The sequence below is a fragment of the Neobacillus sp. K501 genome, from assembly GCF_053749995.1.
In genome coordinates, this window is the sequence record NZ_JBSLYA010000003.1 from 487,724 (window position 1) to 504,772 (window position 17,049).

Consider the following 17,049-nt stretch of genomic DNA (forward strand, 5'->3'; position numbering starts at 1 on the left):
AGAAATCACGCGCATATTTTATTTATCTATCACATAAAAGGTTAGTTCAAATAACTTCGGATTATGAATTACCTTTTGTAATATATGATGAACGACTTTCTTTGGTGGATTATCTGCTTGTACCAATGTTAAAATACATTTTTCATACATTTGATCTAGTATTTCTTTCCTATTCATTACTTTTTCTATTAAAAGTAAAATGTTATAAAAATCATCTGTGAGGTTCGTCGAATGCAGGTAAGTTTCAACCGCAGAAACAATCATCTCACCTTGTTTAATTTTTGGAAGTAATGTTTCTAAATGTTTACATTGATTATTTATTATAAGGATGCAAATTAATTGTTCGACATTTCCTAGCTGATCTTCTTGAAAATCCTCAATAACTTTATTGACAATTCTCTCTGCACGGGTCAAATCGTTTATTTTAAATAATGTTTCTATAACCATAACAAGTTGTTGATCATTTATCTCCATAAGAATAAATAAATTGTATATCTCTCTAACAACCTGGGAGTCAGTCGTATGCTCTAAAATAGATTTTGCTGCGTTGACGACTTGGTCACTATTCACTTTATAACCTTTATCAACATTAAATTTGCTTTCAAACTGATTTCTTATTTCCTTTAGCATGTTCAAACCAACTTGTTCGTCTTGTTCCATCATTACCTCTAAAGCATATTCAAATAATACGTTATAGACTGTCGAATCATCTCCAAAATTACGATAAACATCTTCTATAAAGCCTTGTCTCAAAAGATGCCAAATAAATGAGACATTAAATCTGAATTTTGATTGATTACATTCATAAACGGCAAATGCTTTCTCTTTTTCTCCAAAGAGGACTAGATAGTCTAGTACACTATGACCTGATCTGAAATAGAAATAATTCAGATCTAATTGCTCGGGTTCTATTACATTCAATTTTAATTTAAGGGCATTTAACAGATTCGCATTTTGCTCTTTTTTGCCCTTGTTTTTTTTCAGATTCATATTTTTTTCAATCTGATCAAACCAATCTTTTACCAATTCCACCATTCCGTTATCTTGCATTCTGCAAATCTTCAGACAATCCAGTAATAGAAAATAATGAAAGTACTCACCCTCACAATCTAAGGAAAGCAGCGTGTCTCCCTGAACGAAGCAATCTGGTAGTTCTCTATATAATCGGAATACAAATTTCTCTTCCAAATGATAGGATCGATTATTCAATAAGTAAAAATAACCCGCCTTTACATTTTCTTTATTAATGACTTCTAATACAAATTTTTCAAAAAATAATTCATTTGTTGTATTTTCCCCTAGTGCCCAAGCTAACTGATAATTTCCATTTAAGAGATTTTGCATGCCAAATTTCATAACAATTTTGGACTTATCCTCTCCCATTAAATTTCCTTCAGAAAAGAATTCATTCAATTTGATGGATGTTTCAGTCAAATCCTGTCCATTTTGAATAATATCAATAAGCTCTTGCCATTGACTTCTTTTGAATTCATTCTCAATTCCTTCTGTCAATTCTTTTGCCTTGTCAAATTGATCGGAAAACAGATATCCTGTGATTTCGTCCTTGATCTGATCTTGAGCTTTTTCACTATTTTTCTCTGTCAGTTTTACAATCTCGTTTACTCTATTATTTAAGAAATATGCTTCAAGGGTATCAAGTCCCAGACTTAAAGACGTATGACTAGCTAATATATTCGCTAACGAATAAATAGCTTCATAGCTTATCATGCTGTTGGATGTCCTGTTAACAAACTCTTTCACTTTATTCAATAAAACCATCTCATCATTATTTGAAAAGATATAGGAAGTAATCAAATTAAGATCTGAACATCTAACATCAAAGTTGAAACTCATAACCTCGGTTTCACTGTATGCTCTACTGAAGAATTGATTCAAATAGCTTTCCAGTATAAGAGTAAGATCTTTATCCTTATCTAATAAGAATAGCATTTCCATTAAATAGCATACTAAATTATTTTTTTCCAAAATAACAATCAGTTCGTCCCTGTATTGATCATTCCTGATAAAAAATTCCAACTCGGACCAAGCCATTATGACTTGAGCTGATTCCATACCAACCATACTTTGATTTTCAAAAAAATCGGTCAATCTCGAGAATGACTGATCTATATCACCTTTTCTAAAATAGAGCTTCGATATTTTTAAAAAAAGTGTAAATAAATTATCGTCGCCAATGATTGTTCTGATTTTAGAATAGTTTAAATTCGTTTTTTCTAAGTAAAATTCTTTACATAACATAAATTGTTCATCTAGTTTCAATAAATACTCATCGTCATCCGTTTGCAGATACTGTAAATAGGTATCGAGTAATGTAATCGACTCCTGATTTTGAAAATACTCCTCTTCTGTACTATTCATGAAAGCTTCACTTGACTCTTTAATAATACTGTTACATTTATCCTTATTACCTAACACTGAATAACATAAATACAGCATAGACTTTATTTTAAAGGAGTAATTATAAGAAAAGTAGTCTCTTACCTTCTCTTCCAATGCAGAAAATAAAGGTGCAAAATCAATTTCCGCATGGTGGATCACCAATCTATTTCCCACTATTGAATACTCATTTAACATTAGCGCTTTAGAAATGAACAGTAAAATATTATTATCATGAATCTTACCTGTATGAAATAATAAGGAGGCAATTTCCAATTTGTCATCATAAATAAAAAATGTAAAAGCCTCATCTAATCTATATCGATTACTCCCTTTAACCATTGGTAAGATGTCTGTATATCCATGCAGTAATAGTTTTATTACCATCTGATTATAAAAGTGATTAAAACTGGAGCTATAATTTTTTTCTATTTGTTCCAATGTGTACTGGAGAAGAGCTATGTTATTTAATTGGATAGCGTCCTTAATAACCCGTGCAAAAGCAGATAGGGTTGGTTCTTTGAATAATTCTCTATAGATACCTAAATATACATCAATGGACTCCTTCGATGGTTCGATTATAAGCAAATTAAGCTTAAATCGAAACCCAATTAATGACTTCCATGAAATCCGAGTTATCAAAGGCACATATGATATCCCATGCTTATAAAGCTTAAGGCAAGTATTGTAAAAATGTTGAATGGGGATATAGTCCAGTATGTTAATAATATTGGTGTTTTGGACCATTCGTGTATCAATGTCATCCATAACATATACGAGAAATTCCCTTTTTCCCTTGAGATTGGAGGTTAAAATGGAATCAAGAATGCGGAAATAACCTGTTATTCGTTGTTCCATGTTTTGATAATGTAATTGATCTAATAACTTGGTTAATAAAGGTTTTGTGAATGATTCCACTTTGAACTGGTTCATTCGAATTTTGAAATCACCTTCATGATGCAGCTTAAGAATCTTCGTTGAAATGTCTTGAACCTTGTCCTCATCTCCCTGCCTCAATCCTATAGCTAAAGCCTCCCCGTAAAGCTGAAAGCTGTATATAGAGGAATAAGTGACACTCATTTGTTCGGATATATAGTGTTGATTTTTGGCCAATTCCATAATCCTTTGGTCCATCTTTACATCTCGAAGATGATTCACATAATGGATGAAGCAATACTCCTTCACTGACTCGTCAAAGAAAAGAAGCTCTTCCCAATTTGCACAATACTTAATAATCTTCAAATTGGCTTTCATAATTTGGTTTCGATAGTTCTTGTATAAATAATCACGAAAGCTCTCATGAAATAACTGATAAACCCTTGAACCTTCGCCTTGTTCAGGTGTAAATAATACTTCCCATAATCGATTGATAATCTTTTTGATATCACTGGTTCTCATATCTAATATTATTTCGAGCTGGGCATTGCATAAATAATCCTTTGCTGCGGCAATGACAAATAAAACATCTAGAACGTCATTTCCATTTACTTCTCCGCTTACTTTGTCAAGTAAATACTCATAAAAATCATCTATTTTACTTGGTAATTTCGAGCTGTCATTTAGTTGAATCTCGCCACTTTCTAGACTTTCACAAAGCAGCTTAATGTAAAGAGGATTTCCTTCTGACTTCCTCGCAATCACATCCACATATTCCATTTCTAATTCATATTTATTGACAACATCATACAGTAAAGCCAATATATCCTCTTTCCGCAATCCTTTAATTTCATATTTTGTCGTATGTTCAATCGAGAGTTCACTTAGGAGCTTATAGGTACTTTCCGTTAACCGAGACGAAAACACCCAAATAATATTGGATAAGCTTTCCCTCGGAATCAAAGACAGGATCTCTTCCCCTTCATCAAGACCATCTAAGAAAATCACGACTTTCTTGTCTTGTTCATAAAGGTGTTGCAGTCGTTTTAGCAATTCTAGTTGCTTTTCTTCAATCGAAGTACCAAGTGGAAAGGTTGTGGGACTAATTCTTTCACATTCCTTAATCAAGTAATCTAGAAAAAACTGAGGCTGCGAAAATATGGTCCCTCTCCTGATAAAATATTGAATAATATGGAGTTCTTCTCCCTTTATATTCTTCACCACATTCGCAGAGATAGCCGACTTACCGATTCCAGGGCTCCCATAGATAAAGAGATTTCCAGTTTGTTTTTCAAAAATAAAGGACTTTATGTACGCTTGTTCTTTCAGTCTTCCTTTAAAGGTTTCGGTCAGTTCCTCGATTCGTTGGGTAAAGTAATGATGTTTCTTTTGTTTCCATTCTTCTAATTGAAAGATAGAAAAAAATTCATGGAAATAACTTGAGTCTACAATATGATCCGCATAGGGATAATGTAAATAAGAGATTTTTTCCGTATGAACTTTTTTTAAATCGTTAAAGAACAACAAGTTAAAGTCTCTACCATCCTTCGTGTTTGCCACCATAATCGGGAACAACGAAAATCCTTCATATTCATTGTTCACAATATAAGGATTATGAACATTTTTAGATGTAAGAATCGCTGGCTGAATCGATGGTTCTTGTCCTTCCAGAGTATAATCCTGTTCAGACCCTAGCAAAATATGTGTTTTATGTAGCCATGGTGCATTTAACCAGGTACCAAGTATGGGCATTAATTCTTTCACGTCTTCTGAACATATTTCATTTGTTGGTGTAGCTCCATGCGCATACTTATTCCGTTTTTGAACGATGATGTCTACGGATTTATCCCAGTTAATAAAATATTGATAAAAGTCTTTTACCAAAAACCGATTTTGAAACATTGTAGAATCTTGAGACTGCGCCTTTTCCACCAATTGATAGAGAAATTTTCGCCACCCTTTTTTTCTGTTGTTAAAAGGAACAAATTGATAACGTTCGTTAACTTTAACAAATAATGCTTGTAGTCTATCCTTTTGATCCGGCTTCTCGATTTGATTGTCTAATCTATAAAACTCTGCCTCTGTTAAATAATTAAATCCGATTTCATAATAAAGCTCCCGACTAAATAGTTGCCAGGTACCCAGAGATGGGGTTCGGAGCCCTTCTACAAATAATTCCTTTATTTCATCAGATATTTCGTTATGATGAAAATAGTTTCCCACTAAGAAAGCTGTATGGGTCTTAATAAGCGTTTCAAATAAATCAATCATTCTATGTATTTTGCGGAAAGGCTCCGTCTCTTTTTCAAATAGTTCAATGAGTTTATTGATTTGAGGATGATTAGGGATAATTTTTAACATAGATGAACTCCTTTTCTAGATTTACTATTAACAAATAGTACATCCGCCCAATAAAATTGGCCGGATGTTTATTTCTTATAATACTCGTAATAATAATTCGATTTGTTCTTACTTAAGACCCCTTAATTTTTTGAATAACCAGTAGCTCCCTGAAATAATCCCCCAAAACCCAAGTACTCCCATTAATGACCACACGGAAAACCAAATGGCCTCACTGTTTTTATCGAACTTATCAACATACGGAATATTCATCCCAAAGAAACCAGTCACTCCAGTGATGATTAGGAAAACAAAAGAGAGAATCGTAAATTTCAATGAAAAATCTGAGTCCTTCTTTGCACTTTGATAGTCTGCAATCGTAGAGACTTGCTCGAGTACTTCGTCATGAAGGGTCTGTGTTTCAAACACATGGATCCATTTTTTATGGATATCCATACCACTTTCATTATTGGTGATTTGACTAAACCATCCTTGAATAATAAATTCGAATAAAACCTCGCGAAGTTTGGAGACTCTTCTAATCTTATTCTTCACACCGATTTCCGATAATTCTTTCGAAAAATTCATTAATCCATACCTCTGATGAAGGACCATGAGAAAAATATAATAATCCCATTTATGATATTTTGTTCTCTCTTCTTCCATTTTTTTTCGATAATCCCTAACCTGTTCCTCTGACATATGTTCAATATCTTTTTCAAAGATTAGAAGAACGCTTCCCTTCTTGCTAAAGCCCATGACGGTATGTTCATTTATGTCATAATACATACGATCTAATGTGGATGACATATGTTTATTCTCCGTATGGATCGTGGAGTTCCATTCCGTATGGGAGCAAAGTCTATATAATAATTCCTTTTTAGCAGGTTCAAAATAAGAAGCAGTGCTAACAGTCACATCCGAATACATTAACCCTTCCTCAAATTCCTCAATCCACTTAATTGCTTTCTCCCCTAGTAGCTGCTGGTTAAAATCTTGAATGACTTCTGCACTTTTGCCTTCACAAAGCTCTTTATTCATCTCTAATAATAGATCTAGCAGAAGGTCATCCTTATACTTCTGTGACAATATGTCTGTCTCTATCACAATAAAGCCAATTCCATAACGGAACAGATGAATTGTTGTGTTTCCAATCTCAAGAAAGATATCATCTGACTTTTCATTCACAATCCCTTCAAATTTCGTTCCTGAAGTAACTTCTCCATTTTCAACCGAAAGCTGGAGTCGAAGCTTTTTGCTATTTTTATAGGAAAAACTATGGCTATACCCTTGTTTATCCCTTTTGGAATTAAATAAATATTCACGGACATAAGGTCTAAAATAGTGAACTAAATCTTTGTCTAGCATTAAATTAACCGTATCAAAGTTGTTATTCTTTTCTAACGATTTTCGCAGCTTCTTAAAGTCTTTTGTTGGAAAATGGAATGGATATAAGATCCTTGTATGATTTCCTTTTACCCTTGGTTTCGTATAATTAATGACGATCGCTTTTATTTGTTCAAAGCTTAATAGACTCCCAATTTGCGGTGCATCTACAATTTGATACTGATTATTTCTCCCGTCATACCAAGGATCGTTACTATCAAACCATTCTTCCTGAAATCTCCTCTTCTTAGGATCTCTCGTTCGCCATTCTTCTTTCAAAGTATCTCCAAAGATGGCGTCTTCTTGTTTTCGTTCTTCAAGCTCCAAACGTTTTCCTAAGTCTGCTAGTGTTAGATTTGAATTTCCATCCACAGAAATGATCACTTGATTGGTGGTTTGAATGGCTGCTTGTATTTTCTCCGACTTAAACTTATCGATGATCTCATCCGGAGTCTGATGGATCATTTTCGGAACGAAAGTAAATACATATCCTGTCCCTGAAGGAGAGTTTGTATCTCCTCTAGCCCACAGTCGATCCAATGAACATGTTGGTATATGATTCCAAAAGAGACCATCCACCTCCCTTGCCGAACCATCCATAGCCGGTAACCGCATGGTACGCTTTTCACAGATGGTACGTAAGTCCTCCTGGTATTTTTGATAATCTTCTTCGATTAAGGCTTCCTCCTGCCTAAATGGGTGATTATCTTTAAAAAGAACAGGGTTATGGATTGAGCGCTCTTTATCCATTAATTCAGGAAGACGTTTTACAATATAGTCAATTAATTCTAAGCCTCTTTCTAAGTAAGCGGTTTGATAATCATGAAAGCTATTAAATTTGTTACTGCCGACCGAAAAATATAAAACATGAGTCATGGTATACGGTGTAAATACCTGATTTGGATTTAACTTTAATCGACCTGCATCTATTTGTTCTGCATATTCAACAATTTCCTGATAGTTTTCTGGGAATTCCTTGTGTTCTATGTAGTATTTTGCTAGATAAGTAGACGCGAAACAATCAAAATCAGGGTTAGAATGGACAATGATTCGAACCTCTCCTACATCCTGTTGGATATTTTCCATTAAGCTAGGAAAACTAGTTAATAGTTTTGCTGTACTTACAATGCGCTCATTATTCCACTGAAACCCATTCGCAATATGATGAACATCTACAACTCCTCTGGTTAAACAATTCCCTACATCTAAAATGAGGGTTGTTGACCTATCATAGGAGGTCCTTTTCCCTCTTATATCAAAATGAAACTGATTTGTTGCTTCATCGACTGTTACTTTCGTGCCTGGTTTGACGAAGTCGTAGATAAATGTTGTTTTATTTGATACTGCCTGCATGTTTATCTCCTCTTTTGGTCGTCTTTAATAGCCAATTTTCAATATCCTTGACATCTAGATGCGAAGTTCCAACTTTTGAACTTCCTCTTGAAGTAATGCCATAATGGCTTTGTTCAGTAATTCAAATATCGAATAGCATGGTTTTAATTGTAAGCTTTTTAGAATATCATTGAGAATTTGTATAGGTGTACTGCCATTACACCTCTCCTCTAATTCTGTCTTCGTTAAATCTGCAAAACCATGTCCACTGACTCCTTCATGCCGGAAATCAATGCATGATGAGATTCCTTTTTCCGTGAATGCAAGATAAATGTCAGCAAAATACGCTTCACGAGTTGATAGTTTTTCAAAGCCTTGTTTCCTATGACTGATCGTTAGTTGTTTGTTTTTTTCAATGGTTAAGATGTACTGTTGAAGTGCTTGATTATAGCGATGATAATGTTTCGTTAAGCGCCAGTTTGGGAAGTCAAGCTGATAAATGGCGTCGTCTCGATACACAAATTCATTATATTCATTGATATCCCATCCAAGCGCATATAATAACGACTCCTCAACTAACCGATAATAAAGGACGATAAAATCAATGATATCGTTCAGTTCATATAAAAACGAAGCATAGTTGTGTAAAAGCTGGATAAATGTTTCTTGTTTTTTCGTCGATTCTTTTAACGCTTCTAAATACTTTAGCTCCCCCGCTTCCGCAATATTATGCGTAATTAGAATCTCATAGAGCAACTCTAATGGGGTTTGCTCTCTTTGCATATTTTGATTATTAAAATCCAGGAAAAATAATTGATTCCCAAGTTGCAGTAACTGATTGATTCTTGGTGAGTTCCCAGCTTTTTCTTTTAAAAACACTTGTGCCGAATGATAGTTTCCAGAATATATTAATTCTTGAACATGCTGGATTAAGTCCATGGAAATCTCTTCTTGTTGGGTGTAGCCAAAGTTAGTTATTCGGTAATCGTCTTCAGATAGATAATAAATCTGTTTCTGAAAGGTTGCTGCACATAGATGTGTTAATAGGTGATTTACTGGTTTTGTGTGATTTTCCAACAATAAAAACACCTGATCATCTCCATGTATAGATGAATCTAAAAAGTTTTTCAGTTTGCCTGATTGAGAAAGTACATCTTGTTCATGTGAAATAACAAACGTATTTAAAGAAAGAGAATCCATTTTATATTTCTGACACATCCTTTCTTCTTCGAAGGAGGTACAGATTACATAAACCTCTTGTAATTCTCTGCTATCCCTATGAATCTTTATTTCACAATCTCTAATTTTGGAATACACAGTCTCCGACCAGGTAATGAATAGTTTACCCCTTTTCAACGTAACCGCCCCCCGTCTTCATTTCCTCTGCCAATTGTAACAGGAGCTGGTTCATGGAATAATAATTATCGTCAACTTGAATACCTAAGTCTCTTAACAATAAATCTACATCCATTTGAAATCTTCTTTTCGCTTTTACCACCGTTGTTTTCGTTGTTCCGGCAAATTCATACCATAAATCTTTGGGATTAATGGAATTTCTCGAATGCCCAATAAAGCTTTTATTACGGACTTCTAAGATACTTGCGACATTTTTACTTTTAAGAAAAAAATACGCCCCATAATAATCATCGATTTCCCAGCTATCATATAGCTCTTCTAACTTTTCTATCACTTGGTAAATGGAAGATTTTTTTTCTATGGCAATGGATGCCTCTTCATCTGTGCGACCATATTTAAGCAGAAAATATAACACAGCTTCCCTGGCCCGATAAAAGCGCACTAGAAAAGAAGGGATATCGTCTGTTTGAATATAGACATCTATCTGCCTAAATAACTCTGCGATGCGCTCTAGCTCTAACTCCTTTTGATAGGATTCTCCGCTTAAAAGCCTTTTTAAAATCTCATCCGTTTCCATTAGAACCTGATGTGATTTTACTAAATTCATTGCCTTCTCAAGAGATTGCGCAGCTTCATCAAAAGCAAAATTCATCCTTTGTAATTGGGTATGAAGAATGGCTTCTAAAACTTGGTATTCAGAGGTATCACTCTTGATATCGGTTAATAATTCTAAAGCACCTTGATAATCATAATCTTGAATAAACTCTTTAAATAGACTTAGCCATGTTTTTGGACTAATTTCCGAATCATTGTAGATAGAAATCAGTTGTTTGCCATCCCAATATAGGCTTATGTATCGATTCGGAAACTGACGTAATCCCTCTATTAATAATGCTTGAGAAATGACCCCATTTGTCTGACCTACAATTTGGCCGAAAGATTCGGTTGGATATTTTTTTCGCAATGGAAGTAAATGTAGCTCGAGCTTTGATAAACAATGATCTAATGATAAAACTCGACAAATTGGAATAAGCATTACATGGATTTCCTGGCCATTTTGTAATTTATCCTCCAATACCTTTTCCAAATGACCTTCTATTATCCCTATTTGACGTTGCATAATATGTTGATCAACCGTAAACCAACAGTAGATTTCTTTATGTAAATAATCCAAGTTTAAAAGAATGTCGTTTAATTCATTACATTGGTGAATCACTTCGTCTATGTCATATTGAAAAAAAGAATGTCCCCTTTTTTTCATATTCTGATTTAGAGATATATGTGAGTTGAAGATGTAATGAGGAATTAGACTTTCATTACCCATGTCTTTCCTCCTAATAATAGTAAAAAATTCATAAATTTATTTAAGTTTGCTTTAAAGCATTGTGTACAACTTCATTCAAACCCTCCTGAAAAAAGCTATTTCCAAAATTGACAGGGCAGGCCAAACCATTTGCGGCCATCTTTATCGATTTTTCGTGTTGGCCTGCTTCTTTTAATAACCTTGAATATTCTAGATATTCTCTTGCCATGGATTCTTTATCTAGGATTCCTTCATCCAAATAACCTGAGAATACTTGGAGTGCTTTTTCCTTCTCATTTCTTAGAATAAATAATCTCGCTTTATACTTATCCAGGTTTCCCTCATCAAATTTTTGAATCCACTCATTATTCCTCATCTTTTCATAACATTCTTCCGCTAATGAACGATCTCTTATTTCATATGCAGCTAAAAACGAATGTTGATAAATGTTCTTAATCCATCGTTTCGCATTTTCATTTCCATTGCGTGAATGCTTGACAAAGTAAGGCAGAGCTTCTGCTAAGATTTCGATGAATTGTTGATTCGTCATTTTGTTCTTTGAACAGAATGTTCTTGTATGAGCTTGAATACAGTTCGAAATCCAGTAACCTACTTCATGTTGATTTTCAATTGCATGCTGCTTACTTTTTTCAAAATGAAAATAGGCATCCTCTGTATTCCCCTGCAAATATTGAACATACGCTAAATCGTATTCTAGCTTTTCAATTTCCATTAAATTACCTATTTTTCCAAAAACAGCCAAGGCTTTTTCTAAAAATACTTTTGACTCACTTAATTTTCCGTTTCTTCTTAATAAGTTCCCTTTTCGTAAAAGGAAAGATGGGTAGATTTTTTCAAAAATGTTTGGTGACAATTCACCTTTTTCTACTTCGAGCTTTTTGGTTGCAAAGTTTAAAAAGTCTTCATAAAAACGTACGTTTTGTCGATAAACAAATAAGGAGTGAATATCCTCGATAGCAATTTTTTCGGATGGATTCCCCGAATTTTCGAGAATAAAATTCAGAAATGACTCAAGGATCAGCTCTTGTTTATCACTATTTCCAATCGATAAATAACCCTCATTTACATCATCTAACAAATATTCGAGTTGCTGATATTGAAATTTTTCCTGTAAATATTGAGATGAACCCAATAAAGAAGCTAACAATTCGTCTTGGTTTTGATCATCCTCAAGCAAGTGAACGATCCCCCATTTTAGAAGATAAATATCTGACTCAGATTTTAGATGCAGCTCTTTCTTTATTAACTTTATGAGGCTCTTTCTAGCAGTATAGAGCAGAATTTTCGATTCTTCGTCCTGCAGTAAAAAATCTAATAGACTAGTATGATATAAAATAAAGCCTTCGCCTGCTTCATCACTGGAAGACACTTTTTTCAGCATTGGACTTACAAAGCTCAAACACTTATGCAAAATTTCTTTTGCTTTGTCAGTCTGAGGTAAATAATCCTCTTTCATCAAAATGTCCAGCAACGTTCCTTGTGTCAAAGCCTCTTTTGCAATGGCGATATTCGCGATTAATCGTGGTAATATTTGTTGATATAGCCCCACAGAACATCTTTTTACTAACTCTTGATGATAATGAAAAATCGATGGCGGCAATACGTCGGAATGTCCATCGAATTCTTTAATTTTGTTTGACAAAATATCACCGATTACATAGGTGACATAAAGAGGAATTCCTTTTGAATATTTCCATACTTGCTCGACAAATGGATTGATTACGAATGTATCCTGTTCAAATTCACGAATAATCACTTTTTTCCTTAACAATCCGATTTTTTCATAAATCATGCTTTGAATATCGCTTTTCTCCATTCCAGGAACTCCCTCTGGAAAAACACGATACGCTGAAGAATCAAATATGCGATCTAGTTTTGGATTGGTCCGCCCTGAACATATCCATTTCGTTTTTGGTAATGAAAGCTCATTACATATCTCAGTTGCTAATAATTGATCGCGTTCAGGTAATTCATCCAAGCCATCAAGTATAAACAGAACGTTATATCCATCCTTGATCATCATTAGATGCTTTTTTAGATCTTCCATATTAATCATTGCGGGAGCTTTAAGGATTCTCGAAGATACTCCCTCCCAATTATTCAAGCGTTCCACAGAATACTTAATGAATTCATTTCGATAACAGCGATCATCACCGGCTTTAAAACGGTAAGGTAGAATGAGCAGGTAAGGGTTCCGATCCTCATGCAAATCAATCGTTGTGGCGGACATTAAGTAGGACTTCCCGATCCCTGCGTTGCCAGTAATCCAAAAGACACGATGATTGGCAGTTTGTATAGCTGACTTTATGAGAGTTAAATGAGACACCCTTCCAACGAACTTTTTGGAGTCTGACAGAATTTCAGACTCAAAGCCACGAACCTTATATTGCTTTTCCTCTTCATTTTTCCTGCGATCTTCCAGTTGAAACAACTTAATGAACGTATCTAGGGCTTCTTTGTTTGATTGTGACTGACAACGATCAAGGCTGCCCACCGGTGTATACTCCAAAAACAATTCTCCGCGGCGCACGAACATATTTTGTACTGGATTTATATATTCACTTGAATTTTCATAAAAGTAAAGGGGCCAGAGCGAGAAGAAGTCATCACCCACTTTTAATACAACATTGTTCGATTCCGTAAAATAGGTATTCAATCTCATTTCTTGAGTGGAACAACTAGGTTCATAGTATTGAATATCTTCAATATTCCCTTTTAAAAGTTTGAAAACATTTGTGTCCTTGGCAATGATCTGAAAGCTGCTGAACCATTTTAACTGCGCAATTAATCTTTCAAATTTCGGCTCCCAAATGGATATTAATTGATGAGCAAGTAATTGAGAAATACTACCTCCATGTGCTAAAAAATTACGCAGGGTTAGAAGCGAGCTTTTTTCATCTCTATAACCTGAGCCCTGAAGTTCTTTTTGAAGGATAAATACGGTTTCTTTTAATGACGCCGATACACTTTTATCTTTTGAAATCGCCATGGCCATCCCTAACCATTTTCCAAGTGTCGGATGCTCAATTTTAGTTCTAATTTCGTTCACGATATAATCGGGAAGTCTGTCATTATCGTTCCGTATTTGTGCTAAACCCGTTACAACAATTAACCGTAAGGACAGTTCGACAAAATCACAAATATCCCATAATCGCAACTTTGCATTTGGTTCTTTTATGTAATCAAATAATGGAGCAGAAATGAGCGAAGGGAAATCTTCCGCTTGTTTGATGACTGCTGAAACAGGATAGGTACTCTTTCTCTCCTTTTGAAGAGAATCCAAACTCCGCAGAAGTTTTTTTATATGTCCTAATTTCATTCCTAAAGATTTCAAATCAGCCTCTGTTAACTCAAACAGTACCTCTAAATCGATCGCTTCTTCTTCAAATGCTTCTATATATTGTTGAAGTCCTAGTGTTTTTAGGTATTCTGAAATATTTATTTTGAACACTTCCTTTTAATTCAAAACAGCAAGTTCTTCTTCTTTTCGTTTTGCTACCTTCACCCATGCTTCCATGTAGCTAAAAAACATCATAAATTCTCGGCTGTTCTCATCTAAATGAGAAAATTCCAATACAGGATAGGAATTCCATTGACGGTCAAAAATACCGTCACTATAGATCTCCTTTTCACATAGGACGAATATTTCTTTACCAAGGGCATTAGCAATTCCAGCTTCAAGGTGTAACCAGCCAGAAGTATATTTTCGATGAGTGTCAATGGATTCATTTAAAGAACCCTCTTTATCTTTTATATAATAGGCATTACTTCTTTCCAGGCCAATAACAATCATTGCTTTGCAACGGGAAACCTCATCTCTCACAACCTTAAGTGGATCCTTACCATCGTAGAAATTAAATTCACATCTTACAGGTAAAATCCCAATAGATTTTAACCTCTCCATAAAACCTGTTAAAAAGAATCTTTGCCGTTCATTGTTCGGATTTAACGTACTTATAAAAACTGGTATGAGGTCATTTTCCATTTCCGCTTCTATTATTTCTTTTTCTTTTTCTTCAAATGGTACGTTTTTACAATACCAATCTAGTACAAAATCTAAATGGGAATAGATTCTTTTTGCATCATCTTCTATGTCAGTTTTTCTTAATCCCATATCATGGACGAGACGGTTCCGCATGATTCGTATTTCATCAAATCGGTTAGGAATATCGTCAGGTATTTTGTCAATATCACTTCTAATTCTTTGAATTCTAGAGTTTAGGTCATCTTTTTTTGATGGTGAGATATTAAACTTTTTCATGATTTCCAAAGCAAATGCTTCTAGGAATACACTTCCCCATACAGCAGCTGAGAAGTACTGACCATGCTGAAGGGCATCATATCCATCTGAGTAATGTTGCAAAACTTCTTTTCTAATATACTTTTGGTATAAGTTGTTCTGATTTACTGTAAAAATTGTCATATCCATTCTCCCTGGTAGAAAATTATCCGATTACATATGTGATTCATTTCAATAAATTAATTATCTCTTTTTTGGTTATTAATGTAGATTAAGTTGGGATGAAGAAGCTATAGGTAATTAGACTTTCTTCACAAAGTGTACTCTCTTATAAATAGGAAAAAAATCATAGATTCATTATAATATAAAGTCAGAATTCAAAGAACTATAATATAAAATTATCAATTTCTCCTGCGATGCGATAAAACTCTATCCTTTTAAGATAAAAATTGATTTCTCAAGGTTTTTTAGATTTTGAATACAAAAAAAACACTCACAAACATTGATCAAACAACATTGTGAGTGCTTTATGGGGGTCATAATATTCAACTGTAACTGCGTCTTACCAACATTTATTCATTCAAAGGTATCAAGCATTACCCGCACTTCATCCGTCGACTTTGTGCTCATCAATTGGTTCCTTAATTCACCAGCCCCGCGAAATCCTTTCACATAGATCTTAAAAAAGCGATGAAGAGCTGTGAATGGGCGTGTTTCTAATTCTTTGGAATATTGATCATAAAGATCGAGATGTAATCTTAAGAGATCCAATAATTCCTTGCTGCTATGTTCTCTCGGCTCTTTTTCAAAAGCAAATGGGTTTTTGAAGATGCCGCGGCCAATCATCACCCCGTCAACACCATATTGTTCCACGAGCTTCATTCCCATTTGACGGTCAAGAATATCGCCATTGATCGTTAAAAGGGTATCCGGTGCGATCTCATCACGAAGTTTCTTGATCTCCGGAATTAACTCCCAGTGAGCATCGACTAGACTCATTTCCTTTCTAGTACGCAGATGAATAGAAAGATTCGCGATGTCTTGTTTCAAGATATGGGTTAACCATTCCTTCCACTCGTCCACTTCCGTGTAACCGAGTCTTGTCTTCACACTGACAGGTAAGCCTCCTGCTTTTGCGGCTTGAATGAGTTCGGCAGCCACTTCGGGACGGAGGATCAGGCCGCTTCCCTTCCCTCTCTGTGCCACATTCGGGACCGGACAGCCCATGTTGAGATCGATACCGCGAAAGCCTAGCTCCGCCATACCGATACTCATTTTCCGAAAGTTGTCAGGATTATCTCCCCATATATGGGCCACAATTGGTTGTTCATCTTCTGTAAAAGTCAAACGACCACGCACACTTTGCTTTCCCTCTGGATGACAATAACTCTCCGAATTGGTGAACTCTGTGAAAAATACATCCGGTCTCGCTGCTTTACTTACGACATGTCGAAAAACAACATCTGTTACTTCTTCCATTGGTGCGAGTATAAAAAATGGCCGTGGTAAATCACGCCAAAAATTTTCTTTCATATATATATTCAATCCTCTCATTATGATGCCAAGGTCAAATTCTCCTAATACGGTTGCTATAATGTTTATAGCATGCACATTGAAACATGCGATAATTAATTTTGACCATTATACACTTTACTATGAACGAATAAAAAGTGCAAAGAAAATGTGCATGAAAAAGCTGTTAGGGACATGGTGTTAGGTACAATAGCCGTTATCAAAATTCTCATCAATAGATGGGGATCACATCACGTACTTTTTCCGTGTAGGATCTTCTAAGTCA

General features: G+C 34.8%; 7 protein-coding genes. All 7 read right to left on the bottom strand.

The window, feature by feature from the left end:
- Positions 1-18 precede the first annotated feature (18 nt).
- On the bottom strand, positions 19-5,634 hold the full coding sequence (locus ACWM35_RS10365; protein WP_454817985.1) for a hypothetical protein: 5,616 nt from the start codon (positions 5,632-5,634) through the stop codon (positions 19-21).
- A gap of 108 nt (positions 5,635-5,742) precedes the next feature.
- Positions 5,743-8,352: a hypothetical protein gene (locus tag ACWM35_RS10370; RefSeq protein ID WP_454817987.1), complete on the bottom strand. Its 2,610-nt coding sequence runs from the start codon at positions 8,350-8,352 to the stop codon at positions 5,743-5,745.
- Positions 8,353-8,406: 54 nt separating this feature from the next.
- Entirely contained in the window at positions 8,407-9,687 is a 1,281-nt protein-coding gene (locus ACWM35_RS10375) for a hypothetical protein (protein WP_454817989.1), read from the bottom strand.
- The gene (locus tag ACWM35_RS10380) at positions 9,674-11,011 is read right to left on the bottom strand and encodes a hypothetical protein (protein ID WP_454817991.1); all 1,338 of its coding nucleotides are present in this window, start codon (positions 11,009-11,011) and stop codon (positions 9,674-9,676) included. The genes ACWM35_RS10375 and ACWM35_RS10380 overlap by 14 nt, the downstream gene beginning before the upstream one ends.
- Before the next feature lie 40 nt (positions 11,012-11,051).
- Positions 11,052-14,462, bottom strand: coding sequence for an NACHT domain-containing protein (locus ACWM35_RS10385; RefSeq protein ID WP_454817993.1), 3,411 nt, complete (start codon positions 14,460-14,462; stop codon positions 11,052-11,054).
- Between the two features lie 6 nt (positions 14,463-14,468).
- The gene (locus tag ACWM35_RS10390; protein WP_454817995.1) at positions 14,469-15,434 is read right to left on the bottom strand and encodes a hypothetical protein; all 966 of its coding nucleotides are present in this window, start codon (positions 15,432-15,434) and stop codon (positions 14,469-14,471) included.
- Between the two features lie 393 nt (positions 15,435-15,827).
- Positions 15,828-16,784: a tRNA dihydrouridine synthase gene (locus tag ACWM35_RS10395; RefSeq protein ID WP_454817997.1), complete on the bottom strand. Its 957-nt coding sequence runs from the start codon at positions 16,782-16,784 to the stop codon at positions 15,828-15,830.
- Positions 16,785-17,049 lie beyond the last annotated feature (265 nt).